Annotated in this window: 23 protein-coding genes; 10 read left to right on the forward strand and 13 right to left on the reverse strand. The window is 72.3% G+C overall.

Annotation, left to right across the window (positions count from 1 at the left end; genetic code table 11):
- Positions 1-189 precede the first annotated feature (189 nt).
- Positions 190-1,149 carry a LysR family transcriptional regulator gene (locus ACFXMG_RS36495; RefSeq protein ID WP_383825626.1) on the reverse strand — a complete coding sequence of 320 codons (960 nt, stop codon included), beginning with the start codon at positions 1,147-1,149 and terminating at the stop codon, positions 190-192.
- A 189-nt stretch (positions 1,150-1,338) separates the two neighbouring features.
- On the opposite strand from ACFXMG_RS36495, the gene snpA reads away from it, so the two are divergent.
- Positions 1,339-2,016 (forward strand): snapalysin, encoded by a 678-nt coding sequence (snpA, locus tag ACFXMG_RS36500; protein ID WP_383825629.1) that lies wholly within the window; start codon positions 1,339-1,341, stop codon positions 2,014-2,016.
- Positions 2,017-2,077: 61 nt separating this feature from the next.
- Here snpA and ACFXMG_RS36505 read toward each other — a convergent pair whose 3' ends face one another.
- From ACFXMG_RS36505 to ACFXMG_RS36520, 4 genes are all read right to left on the reverse strand, one after another.
- Positions 2,078-2,515: a DUF6304 family protein gene (locus ACFXMG_RS36505; protein WP_383825632.1), complete on the reverse strand. Its 438-nt coding sequence runs from the start codon at positions 2,513-2,515 to the stop codon at positions 2,078-2,080.
- Positions 2,516-2,908: 393 nt separating this feature from the next.
- The gene (locus tag ACFXMG_RS36510) at positions 2,909-3,490 is read right to left on the reverse strand and encodes a dihydrofolate reductase family protein (protein WP_383825637.1); all 582 of its coding nucleotides are present in this window, start codon (positions 3,488-3,490) and stop codon (positions 2,909-2,911) included.
- 104 nt (positions 3,491-3,594) lie between these two features.
- On the reverse strand, positions 3,595-4,647 hold the full coding sequence (locus ACFXMG_RS36515; protein WP_383825640.1) for a family 2 encapsulin nanocompartment cargo protein polyprenyl transferase: 1,053 nt from the start codon (positions 4,645-4,647) through the stop codon (positions 3,595-3,597).
- A gap of 853 nt (positions 4,648-5,500) precedes the next feature.
- On the reverse strand, positions 5,501-6,913 hold the full coding sequence (locus ACFXMG_RS36520) for a family 2B encapsulin nanocompartment shell protein (RefSeq protein ID WP_383825642.1): 1,413 nt from the start codon (positions 6,911-6,913) through the stop codon (positions 5,501-5,503).
- Positions 6,914-7,172: 259 nt separating this feature from the next.
- Between ACFXMG_RS36520 and ACFXMG_RS36525 the strand changes: the two genes are divergently transcribed.
- Positions 7,173-7,763 carry an N-acetylmuramoyl-L-alanine amidase gene (locus ACFXMG_RS36525; RefSeq protein WP_383825646.1) on the forward strand — a complete coding sequence of 197 codons (591 nt, stop codon included), beginning with the start codon at positions 7,173-7,175 and terminating at the stop codon, positions 7,761-7,763.
- A 150-nt stretch (positions 7,764-7,913) separates the two neighbouring features.
- Positions 7,914-8,810, forward strand: a complete 897-nt coding sequence (locus ACFXMG_RS36530) for a 1-aminocyclopropane-1-carboxylate deaminase/D-cysteine desulfhydrase (protein WP_383825649.1) — start codon at positions 7,914-7,916, stop codon at positions 8,808-8,810.
- Here the strand turns inward: ACFXMG_RS36530 and ACFXMG_RS36535 are convergent.
- Positions 8,807-10,402, reverse strand: coding sequence for a Na+/H+ antiporter (locus tag ACFXMG_RS36535; protein WP_383825652.1), 1,596 nt, complete (start codon positions 10,400-10,402; stop codon positions 8,807-8,809). The two genes, ACFXMG_RS36530 and ACFXMG_RS36535, sit on opposite strands and share 4 nt — an antisense overlap.
- A gap of 76 nt (positions 10,403-10,478) precedes the next feature.
- Between ACFXMG_RS36535 and ACFXMG_RS36540 the strand changes: the two genes are divergently transcribed.
- From ACFXMG_RS36540 to ACFXMG_RS36550, 3 genes are all read left to right on the forward strand, one after another.
- Positions 10,479-10,739 carry a UBP-type zinc finger domain-containing protein gene (locus tag ACFXMG_RS36540; protein WP_383825655.1) on the forward strand — a complete coding sequence of 87 codons (261 nt, stop codon included), beginning with the start codon at positions 10,479-10,481 and terminating at the stop codon, positions 10,737-10,739.
- Positions 10,740-11,024: 285 nt separating this feature from the next.
- A complete protein-coding gene (locus ACFXMG_RS36545; protein ID WP_383825658.1) occupies positions 11,025-11,438 on the forward strand; it encodes an anti-sigma regulatory factor in 414 nt (137 codons plus the stop codon).
- The gene (locus ACFXMG_RS36550) at positions 11,327-12,514 is read left to right on the forward strand and encodes an RNA polymerase sigma factor SigF (protein WP_383825692.1); all 1,188 of its coding nucleotides are present in this window, start codon (positions 11,327-11,329) and stop codon (positions 12,512-12,514) included. Before ACFXMG_RS36545 ends, ACFXMG_RS36550 begins: the two co-directional genes overlap by 112 nt.
- Before the next feature lie 4 nt (positions 12,515-12,518).
- Here ACFXMG_RS36550 and ACFXMG_RS36555 read toward each other — a convergent pair whose 3' ends face one another.
- Positions 12,519-12,947 carry a hypothetical protein gene (locus ACFXMG_RS36555; protein WP_383825660.1) on the reverse strand — a complete coding sequence of 143 codons (429 nt, stop codon included), beginning with the start codon at positions 12,945-12,947 and terminating at the stop codon, positions 12,519-12,521.
- 124 nt (positions 12,948-13,071) lie between these two features.
- Between ACFXMG_RS36555 and ACFXMG_RS36560 the strand changes: the two genes are divergently transcribed.
- Together ACFXMG_RS36560 and ACFXMG_RS36565 are read left to right on the forward strand one after the other, a co-directional pair.
- On the forward strand, positions 13,072-14,040 hold the full coding sequence (locus tag ACFXMG_RS36560) for a diacylglycerol/lipid kinase family protein (protein ID WP_383825663.1): 969 nt from the start codon (positions 13,072-13,074) through the stop codon (positions 14,038-14,040).
- 318 nt (positions 14,041-14,358) lie between these two features.
- Positions 14,359-14,616, forward strand: coding sequence for a WhiB family transcriptional regulator (locus tag ACFXMG_RS36565; protein ID WP_003953983.1), 258 nt, complete (start codon positions 14,359-14,361; stop codon positions 14,614-14,616).
- Between the two features lie 210 nt (positions 14,617-14,826).
- Here the strand turns inward: ACFXMG_RS36565 and ACFXMG_RS36570 are convergent, their stop codons facing one another.
- Together ACFXMG_RS36570 and ACFXMG_RS36575 are read right to left on the reverse strand one after the other, a co-directional pair.
- Positions 14,827-16,293 (reverse strand): sensor histidine kinase, encoded by a 1,467-nt coding sequence (locus ACFXMG_RS36570; RefSeq protein ID WP_383825694.1) that lies wholly within the window; start codon positions 16,291-16,293, stop codon positions 14,827-14,829.
- A gap of 429 nt (positions 16,294-16,722) precedes the next feature.
- On the reverse strand, positions 16,723-17,319 hold the full coding sequence (locus ACFXMG_RS36575; RefSeq protein ID WP_383825666.1) for a TetR/AcrR family transcriptional regulator: 597 nt from the start codon (positions 17,317-17,319) through the stop codon (positions 16,723-16,725).
- An 82-nt stretch (positions 17,320-17,401) separates the two neighbouring features.
- Between ACFXMG_RS36575 and ACFXMG_RS36580 the strand changes: the two genes are divergently transcribed.
- Together ACFXMG_RS36580 and nagB are read left to right on the forward strand one after the other, a co-directional pair.
- A complete protein-coding gene (locus tag ACFXMG_RS36580) occupies positions 17,402-18,154 on the forward strand; it encodes an SDR family oxidoreductase (protein WP_383825669.1) in 753 nt (250 codons plus the stop codon).
- Positions 18,155-18,359: 205 nt separating this feature from the next.
- Positions 18,360-19,145, forward strand: a complete 786-nt coding sequence (gene nagB / locus ACFXMG_RS36585; protein WP_383825672.1) for a glucosamine-6-phosphate deaminase — start codon at positions 18,360-18,362, stop codon at positions 19,143-19,145.
- Between the two features lie 124 nt (positions 19,146-19,269).
- On the opposite strand, the gene ACFXMG_RS36590 is transcribed toward nagB, so the two are convergent.
- From ACFXMG_RS36590 to ACFXMG_RS36605, 4 genes are all read right to left on the reverse strand, one after another.
- Positions 19,270-20,796: a glycoside hydrolase family 3 protein gene (locus ACFXMG_RS36590; protein ID WP_383825675.1), complete on the reverse strand. Its 1,527-nt coding sequence runs from the start codon at positions 20,794-20,796 to the stop codon at positions 19,270-19,272.
- Positions 20,797-20,805: 9 nt separating this feature from the next.
- Positions 20,806-21,642 carry a carbohydrate ABC transporter permease gene (locus tag ACFXMG_RS36595; RefSeq protein WP_383825697.1) on the reverse strand — a complete coding sequence of 279 codons (837 nt, stop codon included), beginning with the start codon at positions 21,640-21,642 and terminating at the stop codon, positions 20,806-20,808.
- Between the two features lie 41 nt (positions 21,643-21,683).
- Entirely contained in the window at positions 21,684-22,706 is a 1,023-nt protein-coding gene (locus tag ACFXMG_RS36600) for a carbohydrate ABC transporter permease (RefSeq protein WP_383825677.1), read from the reverse strand.
- A gap of 208 nt (positions 22,707-22,914) precedes the next feature.
- On the reverse strand, positions 22,915-24,207 hold the full coding sequence (locus ACFXMG_RS36605; RefSeq protein ID WP_383825680.1) for an extracellular solute-binding protein: 1,293 nt from the start codon (positions 24,205-24,207) through the stop codon (positions 22,915-22,917).
- Between the last annotated feature and the right edge of the window lie 72 nt (positions 24,208-24,279).

Consider the following 24,279-nt stretch of genomic DNA (forward strand, 5'->3'; position numbering starts at 1 on the left):
CAGTCCGCAGGACACCCGATCAAGACCGTCGCACCCCATCGCCAGCCAACAGCAAAAGACCAGGTCAGCGCCCCGCAGGGAAGATCCCCGCAGGTCACCGACCTGGCCCATTACTAGGAGACGAAGAAGGCCTGACCTTCGCGGTTCCTTCGGAGGGGTCCTGCCGTCTCAAGCGGTGGGGCCCCTTCGTCATGTTCTGAGGTCGGGGAGGCAGGGGGGTGCTGTGCCGCCGGTGTGGAGCCAGGTGCGGTAGGGGGGTGAGCGGTGGGCGGCTTCTCGGTAGGCGGCGGTGAGGTCGGCGTGGAGGGGGTCGAGGGGGGTGGCGGGGCGGGCATAGAGGAGGAGGCGGACGGCCAGGGGGTCGCCGCGGAGGGGGCGGACGACCAGGTCCTCGCGGGGGACGGAGGTCGGCTGGCAGGGGGCTACGGCCTCGCCCAGGGCGATCAGCGAGGCGGCGGTGTGGTAGTCGCCGTGGAGGAGCGGCGGGTCGATGCCGGCGGCCGTCAGGACGCGGCGCAGGCCGTCCCACTCGCCGTCCACGCTGGGGTCGACCATCCAGTGGTCCCGGGCCAGGTCCGCGAGGTCCACGACGGGGTGCGCGGCGGCCGGGTGGGCGGGGGCCAGGGAGACGAACTGGGGCTCGCGGGCGACCAGGACGCGATGGACCAGGCCGTCGGGGACGCGGAGTGGGCAGCCCTCCACCTCGTGGACGAAGGCCACGTCGAGCCGGCCGCCCGCGACCTCCCGGAGCAGCGCGTGCGCGGAGACGTCGACGCGCAGGCCGACGTGGGTGCCCGGGAAGCGGTCGCGCAGGCGCCGCAGCCAGCCCGGCAGCGCCCGGCTGGCGGTGGAGCCGACGCGGAGTTCGGGGCCTTCGGCGCGGGCCGCCTCCGCGAGGGTCTCGGTGACGAGCGCGGCCATGTCGGCGACGAGCGGGCGGGCCCGGCTGAGGACGGAGCGGCCGAGCGGGGTGGGGCGGCAGCCGGTGCGGCCCCGGGAGAAGAGCTCGGCGCCGAGCGCGTTCTCGATGCGGCGCAGCTGGGTGGTCAGGGAGGGCTGGCTCATGCCCAGTTGCCGGGCGGCCTTGTGCAGGCTGCCGGTGTCCGCGATGGCGCAGAGCGCGCGCAGGTGTCTCACCTCCAGCTCCATGCCCTGAGCGTAGGGCGGTGTTCCGGTCCCGCACCAGACGCCCGGATCCCCTCAACTGCCGTGAAACAGACGCCAATTGGGCCCAGCCTTTTGGGGTGATGCTTGCGCGCTATCGGGCGTTGACATCATTCCCCCGGTGCCCCTGTCGCCCCGAGACTCTCTCCCGACCCCGATCAGGAGGAGCCCCCCATGCGACACCCCAAGGTCCTCGCCCGTACCCTCACCGCCGCCCTCGGCCTCGGTCTCGCGGTCTCGCTCGGCGCCGCCGCGCCGGCCGGTGCCGCGCCGGACACCGGCGCGCCCGGCACCACCGCGCACGCCACCACCGCGCACACGTACGCCGCCTACGCCGGTTCCGCGGCGGAGGCCAAGGCCAACAAGGCGTTCTTCGACGCCGTCATGCGGTCGGTGGCGGAGAAGCGGGCCGCGAACCCGAGCGCCGCCGCGGCCGTCACCGTCGTCTACAGCGCGTCCAACGCCCCCAGCTTCCGTACCCAGATCGCCCGTTCCACGCAGATATGGAACAGCTCGGTGGTCAACGTGCGGCTCGTCGAGGGCAGCAACCCGGACTTCCGCTACTACGAGGGGAACGACTCCCGGGGCTCGTACGCGAGCACCGACGGGCACGGCAGCGGCTACATCTTCCTCGACTACCGGCAGAACCAGCAGTACAACTCCACCCGCGTGACCGCCCACGAGACGGGGCACGTGCTCGGGCTCCCGGACCGTTACAGCGGTCCGTGCAGCGAGCTGATGTCGGGCGGCGGCCCCGGCACGTCCTGCCAGAACGCCACCCCGAACGCCCAGGAGCGGGCCCGCGTCGACCAGTTGTGGCGCAACGGGCTCGCTTCCGCCTTCAAGGGCTGACCCGCCCGGCAGGGCGGGCGATACGGACGGCGGCGGCGCCCCTCTCCCGGGGGCGCCGTCGTCACGCGGCCGACAGGATCCGTCGGCCGAAGTCGGCGCCCTCGGGGAGCTGGCCGCGCAGCCGGGCCAGCGCCCCCTCGAAGTCGCCGCCGGCGACGACCGCCTCGAAGGCGGTGCCGCCGTAGTGCAGGGTGAGGCTGAGGTCGGCGCGCTCGCCGAGGGTGATCAGGCAGCTGAGCGTGGCCTGTTGGGCGGTGCCGTCGGTGACGACGGGGAGCGGCAGGTCCCACTCCATGACGCATCCGGTGAGGACCTCACCGCCCTCGCCGGCCTCACCGCCCCCGCCGGCGGCGGTGAGCGTGGCGAAGCTCGCGCCCGTGTACTCGATTCCCCTGACGCGGGCGGTGACGCGCCCGCCGTCGGCCGTGATGACGATCGCTTCCGCACCACGGCGGTCCCGGTACCAACCGGTCCAGACTTCTGTCGACTCCGATGACATGCGCGGACTGTAGCGGTATGACCGGCTCCGGCGCGCGGCCGGTCACCCTGTGGCCGGACTTCTCCCGTTCTCGCCGTTCTTGCCGGTGACCTGCGTGGTAGTGGCTTCCGTTCCGGCGGCGCCCGTTGCGGCGGCGGACGTTACGGCGGCGCCCGTTCCGGCAGGTTCCGTTCCGCCGGGGCCCACCGCCTCTCGGCTCGGGCAGCCGGGGTGGGCGCAGGGTTGCACCTGCCACTCCGGCACCCAGGCCCCGAGGACCTTGTGCCGGGTGGCGACGGTGGCACGGGGGCGGCCGCAGCCCGGACAGGCGGGCGCGGCCAGCGGGTCCCTCAGCGTGCGGGGCGTCTCGTCACCCATGCCTCCAGGGTAGGCCGCCCCGCCGCGGGCCGCCCGCTACCGCTTCCTGGTGTACGTCCGGACCAGCACGCCGTTGTCGAAGGCGCGGACGGTGCCGAGGTCGAAGTCCCGGGGCTCGAAGCCGGCGCCGAACATCGGCATGCCGGAGCCGTACACCTGCGGGTAGGTCTTGATGACCAGCTCGTCGATCTCGTCGACGAGCGCGCCCGCGACGGTGGAGCCGCCGCAGAGCCAGATGCCGAGCCCGCCCTCCTCGGCCTTGAGCTCCCGGATCCGGCCGACGAGGTCGTCGGCGATCAGCTCGACGTTCGGGTCCGGGGACTCGGTGAGCGAGCGGGTGGCGACGAACTCGCGGAGGTGGCCGTACGGGCTGGTGATGCCGACGTCCAGGGCGATGCGGTACGAGGCGAGGCCCTGGATCACGGTGTCGAAGTGCTTGTTGTCGGCGTCGATCCCGAGTGCCCCGCGCATGTGCGTGGGGATGGTCTCCGGGTATTCGGCGTTCATGAACGCCTGGTACTCCTCGTTCACGAACGTGTACATGGACGAGGCATCGCCCTGCGGGTCGCCGATGAAGCCGTCGATGGAGCAGGCGATGTAGTACGTGAGCTTGCGCAAACCGGGTCCTGATTCTTTGGGGGCGCGGCCGCGAGCGCGACCACGACAGACATAGTGCTTCATCTGTAGTGGTCGCGCAACCCCGAAAGGGCACTGATTTTTCTTCAGCGGGTCCTGCGGGTCACGAACTCCGCGAGCGCCAGCAGGTCCTCGGCCGCCGAGAGGTCCGGCACCGCCCGCGCCAGGTGCTCGACGGCGCGGCCCATCCGCTCGGCCGCTTGGGCCTGCGCCCAGTCCCGGCCCCCGGCCCGTTCGACGGCGGCGGCCGCGGCCCGCACCGCCCGCTCGTCCAGGGCGGTCGTACGGGAGTACAGCTCGGCCAGCTCCTCGCCGGCGGCGGTGCCGGAGGTGAGGGCCGCGACGACGGGCAGCGACTTCTTGCGGGCGACGAGGTCGGCGCCGGCCGGCTTGCCGGTGCGCTCCGGGTCGCCCCAGATGCCGATGAGGTCGTCGATCAGCTGGAAGGCGAGACCGGCCTCGCGGCCGAAGGAGTCGAGCGCCGAGACCTCCTCCTCCCCCGCGCCCGCGTAGAGCGCGCCGAGGGCGCAGGAACAGCCCAGCAGGGCGCCGGTCTTGGCGGTGGCCATGGCGAGGCACTCGTCGAGGGAGATCTCGCGGGGGCCGCGCGACTCGAAGGCGCAGTCGGCCTGTTGGCCGGCGCAGAGCTCGATGACGCAGGCGGCGAGGCGCGCGGTGGCCTTGGCGGAGGCGGGGTGCGGGTCCTCGGCGAGCAGCCGGAGCGCCAGCGCGTTCATGGCGTCGCCGGCCATCATCGCGTCGGGGATCCCGAAGACCGTCCAGGCGGTGGGCCGGTGACGGCGGGTCGGGTCCTCGTCGACGATGTCGTCGTGGAGCAGGGTGAAGTTGTGGGCCAGCTCGACGGCCGCAGCCGCCTTCACGGCCCGGGTCTCCTCCGCGCCCAGCGCGCGGGCGGCGGCGAGCACGAGGGCGGGGCGGATCGCCTTGCCGGCCTGGCCGGCGACGGGGGTGCCGTCGGCGTCCTCCCAGCCGAAGTGGTACATCGCCACGCGGCGTATCGAGCCCGGCAGGGTCTCGACGGTGGAGCGGATCTGGGGGTCGACGGCGGTCCTCGTCCGGTCGAGAAGCGCCACGGCGCCCGGCCCGTCGGTGACGGGGTCCGCGCTCGTCAGGGTCACGGTCTTGATCGTCCTTCTTCACGACACCCCGCGCGCCGGGGCACGCGGGTGGGGTGGTGGGCGGTGGAGGTGGAGCGGTGGTGGAGGTGGTGCGGTGGCGGGCGGTGCCGCGGCGGGGGCCGCGCGGCGGTGGGGAGTGGGGACGGCTGGCGGCGGGGTGGTGGGACGGCTGGCGGTGGGGGCCAATGCGGCGGGCAGTGGGGCTGCGGGACGGAGAAGGGGCATCGGGCAGTACGGCGCCGGGCGCGACCCGGCCGTTGGCGCCGGGGGGGGCGTGCCCCGGCGGTCGGGGCCGGACGGTCGGGCGGTTGTGGCCGGGGCCGGACGGTCCCGGCCGGGTGGTCGGGGCCGGGCGGTCCCGGCCAGGTGGCCTGGGGTCGGACGGTCGGGCCCGTCGGGGGCCGGGCGGTCGGGCCGACGGGCAGTCGGGGCCGGCAGTGGGTCGTGGCCGGGTGGTCAGGGGGCAGGCGTAGGGGCCGAACCGCAGGCGTCACCCGCGGTCGGGCCGGACGGAACGGACACCGAGGCGTGGGTGGCGGCCCAGGCCGGGCGGTTAAGCCCGGTGGCTGGGCCGGGCGGTCGGGCCGGGCGGTCGGGGACGACGGTTGGGCGGGGCAGTCAGGGACGGCGGTTGGGCGGGCAGTCGGGGACGGATAGCAAGGCGTCGCCGGCGGCCGGACCGGGCGGCCCGACAGCAAGGCGTGGCCAGCGGCCGCGCCTGGCGGCCGCGGCCGACCAACGGGCTTGGCCTCCGGCCGACCCAGGCGGCCGACGCCGGACCGCAGCGCGCCCTCCGGCGCCCGCCCCCGGGGGCCGGCCGCGCCGGGGGTGGGGCCCCCGGCCCGGCCGGGGTTCAGCGGCGGCGGCTTACCTCTACGTTCTCCAGGACGCCTAGCGCGTCGGGTACGAGGACCGCCGCGGAGTAGTAGGTCGTGACGAGGTAGGAGATGATCGCCTGCTCGTCGATGCCCATGAAGCGGACGGAGAGGCCGGGCTCCACCTCGTCGGGGAGGCCGGTCTGGTGCAGGCCGATGACGCCCTGGTCGGACTCGCCGGTACGCATGCAGATGATCGAGCTGGTGCCCGCGGCGGTCACCGGGATCTTGTCGCAGGGGTAGATCGGGACCCCGCGCCAGGTCGGGATCCGGGTGCCGGCGACGTCGAGGGTCTCGGGCACCAGGCCCCGCCGGTTGAGCTCGCGGCCGAGCGCGGCGATGGCCTTCGGGTGGGCGAGGAAGAGCTTGGAGCCGCGGCGGCGGGAGAGCAGCTCGTCAAGGTCGTCGGGACCGGGGACGCCGTCGTGGGGCTGGATCCGCTGCCCGTAGTCGCAGTTGGCGAGGAGGCCGAACTCCTTGTTGTTGACGAGCTCGTGCTCCTGGCGCTCGCGCAGGGCCTCCACCGTGAGCCGCAGCTGGTGCTCGGTCTGGTTCATCGGGTGGTTGTAGAGGTCCGCCACGCGCGTGTGGACCTTGAGCACGGTCTGGGCGAGGCTCAGCTCGTACTCGCGCGGGGCGGCCTCGTAGTCCACGAAGGTGTGCGGGACGACGGCCTCGCCGACATGGCCGGCGGAGAGGTCGATGGCGGCCTCGCCGAAGCTGTTGGTGGACTGCTCGGGCCGGCCGGCGACCCCCGCGAGGTGCGAGGCGAGCGAGCCCGCGCGGGCGGCCAGCGCGGTCACGTCGGCGCGGGTGAGCTCCAGGATCGTGCAGGGGGTGGCGGCGCGGGCCGTCCAGTCCCAGCGGGCGTCCTCGGAGAGGAGGGACGCCTCGCCGAAGTAGGAGCCGTCGGCGAGGACGCCGAGCACCGCCTCGTCGCCGTACGGGCCCTCGCCGATCTGCTCGACGCGGCCGTGCGCGAGGAGGTGGACGCGGTCGGCGGGGGCGCCGGCGATGGCGATGACCTCGCCCACGGCGACGTCGCGCTGGGTGCAGCGGGCCGCGAGCTCGCCGAGGACCGCCTCGTCCTCGTACCCGCGCAGGGCCGGCAGCTCGCCGAGCTCGGCGGGGATCACGGCGACCCGCTCACCGGTCTGGACGAAGGTGACGCGGCCGTCACCCACCGAGTAGCTCAGCCGCCGGTTGACCCGGTAGGCACCGCCCTTCGTCTCGACCCAGGGCAGCGTCCGCAGCAGCCAGCGGGAGGTGATCTCCTGCATCTGCGGGGCCGACTTGGTGGTCGAGGCGAGATTCCGCGCGGCGGCGGTGCCGAGACTCTGCTGCGGGGCCTGCTCCGCGAGGACCTCGTCGCCAACCGAACCAACGGACATGGAACTCCCTCTCGTACGTCTGACTTGCGACAGGAAGCCTTGCAGCACGGAGCGTGCCGACGCCATTACACAATCGGGTGGGACTGTTCGGCGATCTTCGGGGCATGTCCCCCGATTTCCCGCCGGTCGGAGGGGCGCGCGACTCGGCCGGACTGTCCGGATCGGCTCGCACGCGGATCGAACGGATGGCAGCGGAGGGAGTCACTCCGGTACTCCGGAGATTCGGTCCGTTCCGCTGGAAGGCTGGAAGGAGCACGCCATGGCGGTTCCGCTGTCCGCGAGCAGGATCCTCGGCGCACTGCGCGGCGAGGGCCTGTCGGTCGTCGAGGTCGACGACTGGTCCACCCACAACAGGAACCACAAGGGCCTCTGGGGGCCCGTGCACGGGGTGATGATCCACCACACCGTCACCCGGGGCACCGCGAACACCGTCCGCATCTGCCGCGACGGTTACGAGGGGCTGCCGGGTCCGCTGTGCCACGGCGTCATCGCCAAGGACGGCCAGGTCCACCTGGTCGGCCACGGACGCGCCAACCACGCCGGGCTCGGCGACGACGAGGTGCTCCGCGCGGTGATCGCGGAGCAGGGCCTGCCGTCGGACGACGAGGCCACCACCGACGGCAACCGGCACTTCTACGGCTTCGAGTGCGAGAACCTCGGCGACGGCGAGGACCCCTGGCCCAAGGTCCAGCTGGAGGCGATCGCGAAGGCGTCGGCGGCGCTCTGCCGGGCCCACGGCTGGACCCAGCGCTCGGTGATCGGTCACCGCGAGTGGCAGCCGGGCAAGATCGACCCCCTCGGCTTCACCATGGCCTCCCTGCGCGAGCGGATCGCCGACCTCCTGCGCTGAACCCGCGCCACGCGCGCGTGGCGGCCGTACGGCGGGGCCCCAGCCAGGCCGCACGGCGGAGCCCCGGCCCGGCCGCACGGTGGGGCCCCAGTCCGGCGGTACGGCGGGGCCCCGGCTCCCCACGCGCGCGTGGCCCGCGAGAATGGGCGGGTGGACACGTACGACCTCTCCGCCCTGCGGCCCCGGCTCCCCTCTCCCCTGGAGCCGGTGGAGGACGAGCGGTTCACCCGGCGCGGGCTGACGCTCCTGTTGAAGCGGGACGACCTGATCCATCCCGACCTGCCCGGCAACAAGTGGCGCAAGCTCGCGCTCAACCTGCGGGCGGCGGCCGGGCGGCCGGTGCTGACCTTCGGCGGCGCCTACTCCAACCACCTGCGGGCCACCGCGGCCGCCGGCCGGCTGCTGGGCTTCCCCACCATCGGGGTCGTACGCGGCGACGAGCTGGCCGGGCGGCCCCTGAACCCCTCGCTGGCGCGGTGCGCGGCGGACGGGATGCGGCTGGAGTTCGTCGACCGCTCCACGTACCGGACCAAGAACGAGCCGGCGGTGCTGGCCGCGCTGCTCGATCGGGCCCCGGAGGGGACGTACGTGGTCCCCGAGGGCGGCAGCAACGCGCTCGCGGTGGAGGGGTGCGCGGCGCTGGGCCGGGAGCTGGACGGGCGCGCGGACGTCGCCGCGGTGGCCTGCGGCACGGGCGGCACGCTGGCGGGTCTCGCGGCCGGTTTCGGCGGCCGGACGCTGGGGGTGCCGGTGCTGAAGGGCGGTTTCCTCGGCGGTGAGGTGCGGGCCCTCCAGGAGGCGGCCTTCGGGGGCCCGCGCGGCGACTGGTGGCTGGACGAGCGCTTCCACTGCGGCGGCTACGGCAGGACGACCCCGGCGCTCGGCGCGTTCGCACAGGACTTCGAGGCGCGGCATGGACTCGCCATCGAGCGGCTGTATGTCGCCAAAATGCTCCTCGCACTGGTGTCCCTCGCCGAGGAGGGCGCCTTCCCGCCCGGGAGCCGCCTCGCCGCGGTGATCACCGGGTCCGAGGCTAGCGGCAGCTAGTCCGCCTCCTCGCGGTAGGCGGCGGCCTCCTCCAGGTCGAGGCGGCGCAGGAGGGTACGCATCATCTCGTCGTCGATGCGGCGCTCGTCGCGCAGCCGGACGAAGACCTCGCGCTCGGCCTCGATCATCTCGCGCGAGAGGCGGCGGTAGGTGTCGTCGGCGGTCTCTCCGGTGAGGTCGTTGACCGAACCGAGGCGCTCCCAGACGCTGTTGCGGCGGCGCTCCAGGACCGTGCGGAGACGGGCGGCGAGGGGGCCTGGGAGGGCGTTGCGCTCGTCGGCGAGGAGCGCTTCGAGGCGGGCTTCCGCGGCGCGGGACGCCTCGCTCTGGGCCTGCGCCTCGGCCAGGGTCTCCTGGTAGCGGTCGCGGCCCGGGAGCTTCAGGGCGCGGATCAGCGGGGGCAGGGTGAGGCCCTGGACGACGAGGGTGGCGATGACGGTGGTGAAGGTGAGGAAGAGGACGAGGTTGCGGGCGGGGAACTCGACGCCGTCGGTGACCTCGGGGATGGAGAAGGCGATGGCGAGGGAGACCACCCCGCGCATGCCGGCCCAGCCGACGACCACGGGCGCCTTCCAGTCGACGCCGGGCTCGCGCTCCCGGATCCGCGCGGAGAGCCTGCGGGGCAGGAACGTGGCCGGGAAGACCCAGACGAAACGCACCACGACGACGAAGACGAAGACCCCGAAGGCGTACCAGAGCGCCTCCCCGATGCCGTACTGGCCGAGCCCCTGGACGACATAGGGCAGTTGGAGGCCGATGAGGGCGAAGACGGCGGACTCCAGGACGAAGGCGACCATCTTCCACACCGCCTCCTCCTGGAGCCGGGTGGCGAAGTCGACCTTCCACGCCTTGTGCCCGAGGAAGAGGCCGACCACGACGACGGCCAGGACCCCGGAGGCGTGGAACTGCTCGGCCGCCGCGTAGGCGATGAAGGGGATGAGGAGGGAGAGGGTGTTCTGGAGGAGGGGTTCGGTGAGCCGCGTCCGCATCCAGTGGATCGGCACCATGAGGACCAGGCCGACGCCGATGCCGCCGACCGCCGCGAGGGCGAACTCGCCGAGGCCGCCGGCCCAGCTGATGCCCTCGCCGACGGCGGCGGCGAGCGCGACCTTGTAGGCGGTGATCGCGGTCGCGTCGTTCACCAGGGACTCGCCCTGGAGGATCGTGGTGATCCGGTGGGGCAGGCCGAGCCGGCGGGCGATGGCGGTGGCGGCCACCGCGTCCGGCGGGGCGATCACCGCGCCGAGGACGAGGGCGGCGGTGAGCGGCAGGTCGGGGACGAGGACGTACGCCAGCCAACCGACGGCCACCGTGGCGAAGAGGACGTACCCCACGGAGAGCAGCGCGACGGGCCGGATGTTGGCGCGCAGGTCCAGGTAGGAGGACTCGACGGCGGCCGTGTAGAGCAGCGGCGGCAGGATCAGCGGCAGCACGATGTGCGGATCGAGGGTGTAGTCGGGGACCCCGGGGAGGTACGAGGCGGCCAGACCGACCGCGACGAGGAGGAGCGGCGCGGGGACCGGGGTGCGGCGGGCGAAGCCCGCCACCGCCGCGCTCGCCGCCACCAGTGCCACCAGCCGCAGTGCGTCCATGCCGCCCTCCACCGTCCCTCGCGCCGCTCGTCCCGTGAGCCCGGGTCCAGGCCGTCCGCCCCGTACCCTGGCCATCATGATCGAGTGCCCGCACGTAGCAGAAATGCCGCGCCCCGAGCCGGCCCCGCTCCACGAGACCTGCCCCGAGTGCCTGGCCGAGGGGACGAACCCGGTGCAGCTGCGGCTCTGTCTGGCCTGCGGGCACGTGGGCTGCTGCGACTCCTCGCAGGGGCGGCACGCGACCGGGCACTTCGACGCGACGGGGCACCCGGTGATGCGGACCTTCGAGCCGGGCGAGGCGTGGCGCTGGTGCTTCCTGGACGAGTCGCTCGTCTGAGGCGGCCCGGTCCGTTCGCCGCGGGGCGGTTCGACGGGTGGGGCATTGGGTACGTCACCCCTCCGCCGGTCGCCTTCTTTTGGCCTCCGCACACCCCTGGCCACGGTCCGCACCCATGGGCCTACCATGAGTGAGGGGCCGCGATCGGGGGCCCGGGGGCTTGCGGCGACACGGCAGGATGGATCGCGATAGCGTCACGGCGGACAGCGCAGCCCCTGCGTGACCCGCCCGGTCCGGGGCCTTCCCCCGGGCCCCGAATGAGCTTGTGCCACCTTGGAGGTGAGGGTGTCCCAGATCGCAGGCGAGCCCGGGACCCAGGACTTCGTGGAAGTCCGGCTGCCCGCTGCGGGTGCCTATCTGTCCGTGCTGCGTACGGCCACGGCCGGTCTCGCGGCGCGCTTGGACTTCACCCTCGACGAGATCGAGGACTTGCGGATCGCGGTGGACGAGGCGTGCGCGATCCTGCTCCAGCAGGCGGTGCCCGGCTCGGTCCTGAGCTGCGTCTTCCGGCTGGTGGACGACTCCCTCGACGTGACCGTGTCCGCGCCGACCACGGACGGCCGGGCCCCCGAGCGGGACACCTTCGCCTGGACGGTGCTGTCGGCGCTGGCCGGGAAGGTCGAGTCCACGGTCGCGGACGACAACACCGTCTCGATCAGCCTGTACAAACAGCGCGGCGCGGGGCCAGGCCCGGCGTGAGGAGCGGGGACGCGACGGCCGGCATCCCTGGGCAGCAGGCACGGCCGCATGAGGTCGCTACGGAGCAGCAGGCGGACCAGATGAGCGAGCACGAGCAGCAGCACGACGGGGCTCCCCCGGCACCGGACGCCCCGGCCACGGCACCGGACGGCACGGCGGACGCCACGGCGGTCACGGCGGACGCGTCGGTCACGGCGGACGCCGCGGAGGCGGACGCGACGGCCGAGGCCGAGGCCGAGGCCGAGGCCGACGTGGCGGCGGAGGCCGCGGAGGTGATGGAGGCGGTGGCGGCCGGTGACGGGGCCCCGCAGGGTCACCAGCCGCAGGACCGCAGCGGCGCCCGCGCGCTCTTCGTGGAGCTGCGGGCGCTGCCGGAGGGCTCCCCGGAGAAGGCCGAGCTGCGCCACCGGCTGGTACGGATGCACCTGCCGCTCGTGGAGCATCTGGCGCGGCGCTTCCGCAACCGCGGCGAGCCGCTCGACGACCTGACGCAGGTGGCGACGATCGGCCTGATCAAGTCGGTCGACCGGTTCGACCCGGAGCGGGGCGTGGAGTTCTCCACGTACGCGACGCCGACGGTGGTCGGCGAGATCAAGCGGCACTTCCGCGACAAGGGCTGGGCGGTCCGGGTGCCGCGCCGGCTCCAGGAGCTGCGCCTGTCGCTGACGACGGCGACGGCGGAGCTGTCGCAGCAGCACGGGCGCTCACCGACCGTGCACGAGCTGGCGGAGCGGCTCGGGATCTCCGAGGAGGAGGTCCTGGAGGGCCTGGAGTCGGCGAACGCCTACTCGACGCTCTCGCTGGACGTGCCGGACACCGACGACGAGTCGCCGGCCGTCGCGGACACGCTGGGCGCGGAGGACGAGGCCCTGGAGGGGGTCGAGTACCGGGAGTCGCTCAAGCCGCTCCTGGAGGACCTGCCGCCCCGGGAGAAGCGGATCCTGCTGCTCCGTTTCTTCGGGAACATGACCCAGTCGCAGATCGCGCAGGAGGTCGGCATCTCCCAGATGCACGTCTCCCGGCTGCTCGCCAGGACCCTGGCGCAGCTGCGGGAGAAGCTCCTCGTGGAGGAGTAAGGGGTCAGCTCTCCTGGCCGGGGCGCCGGATGCCGAGCGCCTCGGTCGTGGCCGGGTTCACCAGGAGGACGAGCCCGGTCACGGCGAGGACGGCGAGGACGATCCCGTACGGGATCACGCCCTCGGACTGGAGCATCTGCCAGGCGACCGGCAGGGCGAGGATCTGGGTGATCACGGCCGGTCCGCGGCTCCAGGAGCGCATCCGCCACAGGCCGCGGGCGGCGGCGAGCGGGATCAGGCCGAGTGCGAGCAGTGTCACACCGCCGGTCACCCCGCCGGTGAGGTCCGCGCCGCCGTCGAGGAGCGTCCGCACCAGCAGGTAGACACCTCCGGCGAGGAGCCCGAGGGCCTCGACGAGGGCCACGCCCGCGGCGGCGGCCAGCCGGGTCGGGCGGGGGGTCTGCTCCGTACTGCTCTGCTCCGCACTGCTCATGGAGGGCAGCGTAACGGGGGCGGCCGGGGAGCCGGGTCCGGGACCCGGGGCGGGGTCCCGGCGGAGGTGTCCGGGGGTCGGGCAGGACTGGGATCGGTACCGCCGGGTAGGTACGCTGGCGGTCATGCGCGCACTTCTCGTGGTCAACCCGGCAGCCACCACCACCAGTGCCCGCACCCGTGACGTGCTGATCCACGCGCTGGCGAGCGAGATGAAGCTGGAGGCCGTCAGCACCGAGTACCGGGGGCACGCGCGGGACCTCGGCCGGCGGGCCGCCGAGTCGGGGGAGATCGACCTGGTCGTGGCCCTCGGCGGCGACGGCACGGTGAACGAGGTCGTGAACGGACTGCTGCACGGCGGGCCCGATCCGGACCGGCTGCCGGGCCTCGCGGTCGTGCCGGGCGGTTCGACCAATGTGTTCGCCCGCGCGCTGGGGCTGCCGAACGACGCCGTGGAGGCGACAGGCGCCCTGCTGGACGCGCTGCGGGAGCGGCGCGCCCGGACGGTGAGCCTGGGGCTCGCCTCGGGGACGCCGGGCACCCCGGACGAGGAGGTGCCGGCCCGCTGGTTCACCTTCTGCGCCGGACTCGGTTTCGACGCCAGCGTGATCGGCCGGGTCGAACAGCAGCGCGAGCGCGGCAAGCGGTCCACGCACGCGCTCTATCTGCGCCAGGTGTTCCGCCAGTTCCTGGAGGAACCGCACCGGCGGCACGGGACGATCACCCTGGAGCGGCCCGGCGCCGAGCCGGTGGAGGACCTGGTCCTCTCCATAATCTGCAACACCTCCCCCTGGACCTACCTGGGCAATCGCCCGGTGTACGCGTCCCCGGAGGCGTCCTTCGAGACCGCGCTCGACGTGCTCGGACTGAGCCGTCTGTCGACGCCGGCGGTGGCCCGGTACGCCACCCAGCTGCTCACTTCCAGCCCCGAAAAGGGCCCTCGCGGCAAGCACGCCGTGACTCTGCACGACCTGACCGACTTCACCTTGCATTCGAAGGTGCCTCTCCCCCTCCAGATGGACGGAGACCACCTGGGACTGCGTACGAGCGTGACGTTCACAGGCGTACGCCGTGCACTGCGTGTGATTGTGTGAGTGGAAGGGCCGAAAGTCCTTGCACTCGAACGTTTAGGCGCGCATCCACCCCTTAGAAGTACGGCTGTGACCTAGCCGACACCGAGGAATCAAAAAAAACTTTCCGGAAGGGGTTGTATCCGCTGCCGAGGTTTGCGAGTCTCTTCTTGGCGATCGGGACGGCCCGCAAGACCGGCCTCCACTGAGAGCCAGAACCCCTCCTCAAACCAAGGACCACACCGGTTCATCCGGCAGTCGGCCCTTCACTTGTTGAGGGATTCGTGAAAGCGTTCACATTCACAAGCAACTTGCACGTAATAACCAAGAGAGGTAGCAGCCATGGACTGGCGTCACAACGCCGTTTGTCGTGAGGAAGACCCCGAGCTGTTCTTCCCCATCGGCAACACCGGTCCTGCGCTGCTGCAGATCGAGGAAGCCAAGGCCGTCTGCCGCCGCTGCCCCGTCATGGAGCAGTGCCTGCAGTGGGCGCTCGAGTCCGGCCAGGACTCCGGCGTCTGGGGTGGCCTCAGCGAGGACGAGCGTCGTGCGATGAAGCGCCGCGCCGCCCGCAACCGGGCGCGCAACGCCAGCGCCTGAGCCACCTGCACAGCCTGAGGCACGCGGCGCGTACACCGCGTACGCATTCACCGCTCCCGAGCCGCAGCGCGCAGCAGTAAAGCAACACAGCAGTACCCCACAGCATTCGAGCCCCGGACCGATCACCTCGGTCCGGGGCTCGCTGCTGTACGTGGCGCCGGTACGTGGCTCTGCTGTACGTGGCGCTGCCGGGCGGGGCGGCGCCGGCCGTCACTTCTGCGGGCGCACCGGGATGTCCAGGACCACCTTCGTGCCGCGCTCGCTGCCGGGGCGCATGTCGAAGGTGCCGCCCAACTCCCCCTCCACCAGGGTCCGTACGATCTGGAGGCCGAGGTTGCCGGCGGTCTGCGGGTCGAAGCCCTCGGGCAGACCACGGCCGTCGTCCCGGACGGTGATGAGGAGTCGGCTGTCGGGGCGGGGCTCGCCGCGGACCGCGCTGACCTCGACCGTGCCGTGCTCGCCGGGGGCGAAGGCGTGCTCCAGGGCGTTCTGAAGGATCTCGGTGAGGACCATGGAGAGCGGGGTGGCGACCTCCGCGTCCAGGATGCCGAAGCGGCCGTTGCGGCGGCAGGTGACCTTGCCCGGGGAGATCTCGGCGACCATCGCGATGACCCGGTCGGCGATCTCGTCGAACTCGACCCGCTCGTCCAGGTTCTGGGACAGCGTCTCGTGGACGATGGCGATCGAACCGACGCGCCGGACCGCCTCGTTGAGCGCCTCGCGGCCGCGGTCGGAGTCCATCCGGCGGGCCTGGAGGCGCAACAGGGCGGCCACCGTCTGGAGGTTGTTCTTCACCCGGTGGTGGATCTCCCGGATGGTGGCGTCCTTGGTGATCAACTCGCGCTCGCGGCGGCGCAGTTCGGTGACGTCTCGGAGCAGGACCAGGGAACCGATCCGGCTGCCCTTGGGCTTGAGCGGGATGGACCGCAGCTGGATGACCCCGCCGCTGCCCTCGACCTCGAAGTTCCGGGGGGCGTACCCGGAGGCGAGTTTGACCAGCGCCTCGTCGACCGGGCCGCGGGAGGGGGCCAGTTCGGCGGTGATCTGGCCGAGGTGCTGGCCGACCAGGTCGGCGGCGAGGCCGAGCCGGTGGTAGGCGGAGAGGGCGTTGGGCGAGGCGTACTGGACCATGCCTTCGGCGTCCAGGCGGACCAGGCCGTCGCCGGCCCGCGGCAGCGAGTCCATGTCGGACTGCTCGCCGGGGTAGGGGAAGGTGCCGGCCGCGATCATCTGGGCGAGGTCGGAGGCCGACTGGAGGTAGGTGAGCTCCAGCCGGGAGGGGGTGCGGACGGTCAGCAGGTTGGTGTTCCTGGCGATGACGCCGAGGACGCGGCCCTCGCGGCGCACGGGGATGGACTCGACCCGGACCGGGACCTCCTCGCGCCACTCGGGGTCGCCCTCGCGGACGATCCGGCCCTCGTCCAGGGCGGCGTCCAGGAGCGGGCGGCGGCCGCGCGGGACGAGGTGGCCGACCATGTCGTCCTGGTAGGAGGTGGGGCCGGTGTTGGGCCGCATCTGGGCGACGGAGACGTACCGGGTGCCGTCGAGGGTGGGGACCCACAGGACGAGGTCGGCGAAGGAGAGGTCGGAGAGCAGCTGCCACTCCGACACCAGCAGGTGGAGCCACTCCAGGTCGGAGTCGCTCAGGGCGGTGTGCTGGTGGACGAGGTCGTTCATGGAGGGCACGGTGCGAGCGTACCCGCGGAATTAACAGCGGGTGAACCTGGATCTCCCGGGCTCCGTGTTGGAGGATGGGCCCGGAAACACCGCGTTCAGGTGGATGGACAGACAAGAATGGTCTAGTCCACAATGAAGGCATCGAACTCCACACAGCCTCCATCCTCCCCGCACAGGAGGATGGACGAGGTACCCGGCGCTCTCTGCCCTGACTGCGCCGAGACCTCCCTTCACGGCCGAGGGTCCGCACACCCCCGGCCGGGCACACCCGGGCTGCGGTGCCGGGCGGGTTGAGGGTCCCGCCAGGCGCCGCGGCCCGCGGTCGTTCCCGGGGGCGTTTCCGAGGGCGTGTCCGGGGGCGTTTCCGAGGGCGTGTCCGGGGGCGTTTCCGAGGGCGGCGGTTTTTCCCGGGATCTTCCGGGGTGAGCGTCAGGCCGGTGGCCAGGACAGCATCGCCGTTTCCGCCACCGCCGTGAGCTCCTCCGCCGTCGCGCCGTCGCGGGCCTGCTGGGACATGCCCTGGAGCACGGCGCCGCTCAGGCGGGCGAGGGTGCGCGGGTCGGTGCCGGGGGGCAGCGCGCCGGTGTCGACGTCCCGGCGGATCCGCTCCTCGATGGCGGCCAGGTTGGCGTTGCGCCGGGCCCGCAGGTCCTCCTCCACCTCCGGGGTGGAGCAGTTGATCGCCGCCGAGATCACCATGCAGCCGCGGGGGTGCCCGGGCTCCGTGTAGTGGTCGGCGGCCTCCCTGAGCATCCTCGCGACGCCGGCGCGGGCCGTCGGCTCCTCCTCGAAGGCGCGGGTGCCGAAGGCCCCGTGCGAGACCACGTACGCCGCCACGACCTCCTCGAAGAGCGTCCTCTTGTCGCCGAAGGCGGCGTAGAGGCTGGGGGCGCTGATGCCCATCGCGCGGGTCAGGTCGGAGACCGAGGTCGTCTCGTAGCCGTGCTCCCAGAAGGCCATGGTGGCCTGCTCCAGCGCCGTCGGGCGGTCGAAGGAGCGCGGTCGGCCGCGCTGTCCTGGCGTCATGTCGCCAATTCTATAGCGGGCGCTAAAGAAGGTGCTACGGTTCTTTCTGTAACGACCGCTAGGGAATGAGGGGGGCGTCGCCATGGGCGTGCTCACGGGCAAGACGGCACTGGTCACCGGAGCGAGCCGGGGCATCGGACGGGGGATCGCCGAGCGGCTGGGGCGGGACGGGGCGCGGGTGGCCGTGCACTACGGGACGAACGAGGCGGCGGCCAAGGAGACGGTCGCGGCGATCGAGGCGGCGGGCGGCGAGGCGTTCGCGATCGGGCAGGAGCTGGGGGTGCCGGGGGACGCGGAGGCTCTGTGGGCGGCCTTCGACGCGCGGGCGGAGGGACTGGACATCCTGGTGAACAACGCCGGCATCGCGGCCTCGCGCCCCTTCGCGACGATCAGCGAGGAGGAGTTCGAGCGGGTGTTCGCTGTAAACACGAAGGCGCCGTTCTTCCTCGCGCGGCTGGGGGCGGAGCGGCTGCGGGACGGCGGCCGGATCGTCAATGTGTCGACCGGGCTGAGCAGGACGGCGCTGATGCCGGACCTGATCGCCTACTCCATGTCGAAGGCGGCCCTGGACGTCTTCACCCGCGACCTCTCGAAGCTGCTGGGCGGGCGCGGGATCACGGTCAACTCGGTGGCGCCCGGGATCGTGGACACGGACATCAACGCCGGATGGCTGCGCGGGAGCGAGGAGGCGTGGGCCGGGGCGGCGGCGCACTCGGCGCTCGGCGGGGTCGGGAGCCCGGCGGACATAGCCGATGTGGTGGCCTTCCTCGCCTCGGACGAGGCCCGCTGGGTGACGGGGGCCTGGATCGACGCCACGGGAGGCTCGCTGACCTGAGCCGGCCCCGGGCGCAGGAGGGGCGGGGCGGCCCAGGTGGCTGGTGGGGCGGGGGCGGCCGACCATGGAGAGGGGCCGGGAGGCGCGGGCCGTCCGGGGTGCGGAACGGCATGAGGAGACGGGCTTCCCTCTGCTAGATTTGGACTTTGATTGGTCTATACCACATGGCCCCTCCCCAGCCCCTCACCAGATCGGCAGGCACAGCGTGGAAGTTGTCATCGTCAAGGACGCCAAGGCGGGCGGAGAGCTCATCGCGGACGGCATCGCCGACCTCCTGCGCCGCAAGCCCGACGCGCTGCTCGGCGTGGCCACGGGCTCGACCCCGATCCCGATCTACGACGCCCTGACCGCCCAGGTCCGGGCCGGTTCCGTGGACGCCTCGCGGGCCCGCATCGCCCAGCTGGACGAGTACGTCGGCCTGCCCGCCGGGCACCCGGAGTCGTACCGCTCGACCGTGCTGCGCCAGGTCGTGGAGCCGCTCGGTCTGCCGGAGGACCACTTCATGGGCCCCGACGGCTCCGCCGAAAACGTCCAGGCGGCCTGCGAGGCGTACGACAAGGCGCTCATCGACGCCGGCGGCGTGGACCTCCAGATCCTCGGCATCGGCACCGACGGGCACATCGGCTTCAACGAGCCGTGCTCCTCGCTCGCCTCCCGCACCCGGATCAAGACGCTCACCGAGCAGACCCGGGTGGACAACGCCCGCTTCTTCGACAACGACATCGAGCAGGTCCCGCACCACGTCATCACCCAGGGCATCGGCACCATCCTGGAGGCCCGCCACCTGGTGCTGCTCGCCACCGGCGAGGGCAAGGCCGAGGCCGTCGCGCAGACCGTCGAGGGGCCCGTGGCGGCGCTCGTGCCGGCCTCCGCGCTCCAGCTCCACCCGCACGCCACCGTGGTCGTGGACGAGGCAGCCGCCTCCAAGCTGAAGCTCGCCGACTACTTCCGCCAGACCTACGCGAGCAAGCCCTCCTGGCAGGGCATCTGATCCCCCTCGGGAACAAGGCCGAGGGGCCCGGCACCTGATCCCAGGTGCCGGGCCCCTTCTCGTACCGCTGACGCTCGTACCGCTCGCGTTCGTACCGCTCGCGTTCGTACCGCTCGCGCCGGTGTCAGGTGCCGGTGCCGACCACGGCCTCGGCCGCGGCGCGGCCGCAGACCCGGGCGGCGCCGTGGGTGGCGATGTGCAGGGCGCCGCGCGGCTCCGCCTCGTTGAGGCCCATCTCGACGACGACGGTGTCCGGGCGGACGGCCACCAGGCCGTCCAGGGCCGCGGTCATCCACGGGTGGCGGTGGAGGTCACGGACGACCGCGACGATCCGCCGCTCCCCCGCCGCCGCGAGCACGGACTCGACCGTGGCCTCGGCGTCGAAGGAACCGGACTCGGTGCCCGGCAGCAGCCGGCCCAGCTCGGCGGCGACGCCCCACGGGGTCTCGTCGCCGACGGCGAAGTTGGCGACCGGCGTGAAGGACGCGACGAAGGGAGCGCTCGACACGGGGGTGTAGAGCCCGGCCCCCTTGGTGATCCGCAGGGCCCTGCGGGCCGCCACGAGTCCGATGTCGGTGCCGGGCGCGGTCCCCTCCTGCACTGCCGCGCCCGGCACCGATCCGGCCCCCCTGGCCCGGTGCGCCTGGGTCCAGGCCGCCAGGGCGCGCACGCGCGCCGCGGCGTCGGCCAGCCGCTCCTCGGGCAGTTCACCGGTCCGTACCGCGTCGACGAGCGCGTCGCGCAGCCGCAGCACGGTGTCCTCGTCGCACAGCCCGCCGCCGACGCAGATGGCGTCGGCGCCCGCGGCGATGGCGAGGACGGATCCGCGCTCGATGCCGTACGTCGCCGCGACGGCCTGCATCTCCATGCCGTCCGTGACGATCAGCCCGTCGAAGCCCAGCTCCTGGCGGAGCAGACCGGTGAGGATCTGCGGGCTCAGGGTGGCCGGACGTTCAGTGTCGAGCGCGGAGAGCAGGATATGCGCGCTCATGACCGCTTTGGTACCCGCGGCGATGGCCGCGCGGAAAGGCACCAGCTCACGGGCGTGCAGTGTGGCGAGGTCCACATCGATCCGGGGCAGCGCGTCGTGGGAGTCCACGTTGGTGTCGCCGTGTCCGGGGAAGTGCTTGGTGCAGGCCGCGACTCCGACGGCCTGGAGGCCGTCGACGTACGCCACGGTGTGACGGGCGACCAGGTCGGGGTCCGGCCCGAAGGAGCGGACGCCGATGACCGGGTTCTCGGCGTTGGAGTTCACGTCGGCCGAGGGGGCCCAGTTGAGGTCGATCCCGCAGGCGATGAGCCGGCGGCCGAGCTCGCGGGCGACGGCCCGGGTCAGCTCGACGTCGTCGACCCGGCCCAGGGCGTAGTTGCCCGGGAAGGACGAGCCCTCGTTGACCTCCAGGCGGGTGACGTCGCCGCCCTCCTCGTCGATGGCGACGAGGACGTCCTCCCGCTCCGCGCGGAGCTGGGCGGTGAGGCGGGCGAGCTGCTCGGGGCTGACGACGTTGCGGCCGAAGAGGCCGACGGACGACAGGCCCTCGCCGATCCGGCGGAGCAGCCAGTCGGGTGCGGTGGTGCCGACGAAGCCGGGCTGGAGCACCGTGAGCGCGTCACGGGTCAGGGTGTCCGAGCCGCGTACGAGTGTGGTCATGGGGCGCCGTTATCCCTTCACCGCGCCGGCGGTCATGCCGCCGACGGCCTTGCGCTGGAGGAAGAGGAAGACGATGAGCACGGGGAGGGCGAAGAGCGTCGAGGCGGCCATGGTGGCGCCCCAGTCGTCGCCGAACGCGGTCTGGAACTGCGTGAGCCAGAGCGTCAGGGTCTGGTTCGTCTTGTCCTTGTTGAGCACGAGCACCATGGCGAACTCGTTCCAGGCCGTGATGAAGCCGAAGAGCGAGGTGGACATGAGGCCCGGGGCGAGCAGCGGGAAGATGACCTTGCGGAACGCCTGGCCGCGGGTGCAGCCGTCGATCTGGGCGGCCTCCTCCAGCTCGACCGGGACGGCGGCGATGAAGCCGCGCAGGGTCCAGATGGTGAAGGGGAGGACCATCACGAAGTAGATCGCGGTGAGCAGCGGGATGCTGTTCAGCATCTCGTTGTCGCGGGCGATCATGTACATCGCGATGACCATGACCTCCCAGGGGGCCATCTGGGCCATCATCACGATGAGGACGATGCCCTTGCGGCCCTTGAACCTCATGCGGGCGATCGCGAAGCTCGCGGCGAGCGCGACGAGCAGGGCCAGGAGGACGGCGCCGACCGTGACGATGAGGCTGTTGGTGACGTACGTCCAGAAGAGGTCGACACCGGTGGCCGTCGAGTAGTTCTCGAGGGTCGGGGTGAAGACGAAGACCGGGTCCTTGGTCAGGATCTCGCTCTGCGGCTTCAGCGAGGACGAGAACATCCAGTAGACGGGGAAGACGAAGACCAGGGCGAGGACGAGCGCTGCGGCGTTCTTCGCCACATTGCCGACGGTCAGCGGCTTGCGGGTGCGCAGCTTCTGCGGAGCCGGCGCCTGGGGGGTCTGTGCGGTGGTGCTCACTGCTCGTCCTCCTGCTTCAGGATCAGGCGGAAGTAGAAGGACATGGCCACGAGGAGCATCACGATGGTGAGGATCGAGATGGCGGCCGCGACGCCGTAGTGCTGCTGGCTCATGCCTTCGATGTAGGCGAAGACGGGGAGGGTCTCGGAGGCGCGGTCGGGGCCGCCCTGGTTCATGGCGTAGACCTGGGTGAACGCCTTGAAGACCCAGATGATCTCCAGGAAGGTGGTGATCATGAAGAAGGGCTTCAGGTTCGGGAAGACCACGGACCAGAAGGTCCGCCAGCCGCTCGCGCCGTCCATGCGGGCCGCCTCGTACAGCTCGGTGCCCACGGTGGTGAGGCCGGCGTACATGTTGAGGGCGACGAAGGGGACGGAGCCCCAGACGACCAGGGCCGTGATGATCACGAAGGTGGAGAGGCTGGTCTCGAACCAGTTGTGCTGCTCGTAACCGGCGAAGCCGAGCGTGCGCATCAGCCAGTTGGCGACGCCGAACTGCTCGTCGAAGAGCCACCGGAAGACGGTGACGGAGGCGACGATCGGCATGGCCCAGGCGAACATCAGCGCCAGGGAGAGCACGAGCCGCATCTTCTTGCCGAGGCGGTTGAGCAGGAGGCCGATGCCGGTGCCGACGCCCATGATGAGCGCGACGTTGGCCGCGGTGAAGAGGACCGAGCGGAGGACGACGGTCCAGAAGTCGGGGTCGCTCAGCAGCTCCGTGTAGTTGTCGAAGCCCACCCAGGGGGTCTCGCGGCGGATCAGCTCCCGCCGGTTGACCGACTGGAAGGAGAGGATCACGTTGCTGATCAAGGGGTAGAGCAGCAGTCCCGCCATGGACAGCAGGGCAGGCGTGACGAGCAGGTACGGCAGTAGCCCACTGGGCAGCGAACGCCTGCCACGCGAGGGCTGAAGGGAATCCTTCGCGCCGGAAGGGGGTGGCGGAGTCTGCGACTTCCCTGCCGCCCTCCCGGGCGCGTCCTGGGAACCGGCGGTCGCCGTCCCCTGGGAGTCCACGGTCATGGTCTTCTTCCTCGCGGTTCTGGGGCTCCCGCGCCCACCGGGGCGCGGCCCGGGGGAGCGGGCCGCAATCACTGCAATGCCCAGGTGGCGGGGGGGGGGGGGGCCCCCCCCCCCCCCCCGGGGCGGGGGGGGGGGGGGCGCCGCCCCCCCCCCCCCCGCCCGCGGGGGGGGGGGGGGGGCGCCCCCCCCCCCCCCCACCGGGGTGGGATTACTGCTGGTTGATGCGCTCGGCGATGACCTTGTCGGCCTCTTCGCCGGCCTTCTGCGGGTCCTCGCCCTTCAGGACCTTGGTCATGTAGCCCTTGATCGGGTTGGGCTCGGTCTCGACGTTGGCCCAGCCGCCCGTGATCGGGGTGATGCGACCGACCTCGGCGACCTTGACCATGGCCTCGGCGAAGGAGCCGGCCTCAGGGGTGACCTGCGCGGACGTGTCGACGGGGATGATGCCGCCCTTGTTGGCGGTGCCGTACGACTCGAGCTGCTTCTTGTTGGTGACGAAGGCCAGCCACTCCTTGGCCAGGTCCTGGTTCTTGGAGCGCTCGGCGACGGCGAGGTTGGAGCCGCCGAAGAAGACGGAGCCCGGCTTGTCGGCCGTCTTGCCCGGGATCGGGAAGTAGCCGAAGTCGGCCTTCTTGCCGGCCTTCTCGATGGCCGCGATCGCGCCGCCGGCCTCCCAGCCGAGGCCGATCCAGGACGCGACGCCGCCCTTGGGGACGATGTCGACGGACTGCTGCGGGGTCGCCTCGTCCTTGTCCTTCGGAGCGGTCGAGTAGGACTGAAGCTCCTTGTAGAAGTTCATGGCGGCGGCGGCCTGCGGGGTGGCCAGGCCACCCTTCCACTTGTCGCCGTCCTTGACCGCGAGCTCGCCGCCCTCGTCCCACAGGAAGCCGGCGAGGACGTACCAGCTCTGGCCCGGGAGGTAGATGGGCTGCGACTTGGCGTCGGCGGCCTTGAGCTTCTTCAGGCCGTCGATCCACTCGGTGCGGGTCTTCGGCGGGGTGACGCCGGCCTTCTTGTACGCGGCCTTGTCGTAGATCACGACGCGGCTGGCGGCCCACCACGGGGCGGCGTAGAGCTTGCCGTCCAGCTCGGCGGAGGGCAGCATGCCCTTGCTCCAGTTGGCGTAGCCCAGCTTGTCCTTGTCGCCGCTGAGGTCCGCGAGGCCGCCGGTGACGGCGTAGCCCGTGGTCTGGGTGTTGCCGAGCTCCAGGACGTCCGGCGGGGTGTCCTCGGAGAGCGCCGTGGTGACCTTGGTCTGGATGTCGGTCCACTGCTGGACCTCGACCTTGACCTTGACGCCGGGGTGAGCGGCCTCGAACTCCTTGTTGACGCCGTCGATCCACTCCTTGGGAGCGGAACCGTCCATCACCCAGACGGTCAGCGACTTGTCGCCGCCACCCTTGGTCTCTTCCTTCTTGCCGCCGTTGTCGGAACCGCCACACGCAGCGATAGAGACCATCATGCCCGCGACGCCGATCGCCGCGATGAGCTTGCGCTTCACGCCACCCTCCTCAGGGATGCCTGCAACCCCTGCCCACCGCGCGAAGACATACGTCAGGTAGTGCTCGTGGGG

This window comes from Streptomyces sp. NPDC059201, assembly GCF_042754585.1.
GTDB lineage: Bacteria > Actinomycetota > Actinomycetes > Streptomycetales > Streptomycetaceae > Streptomyces.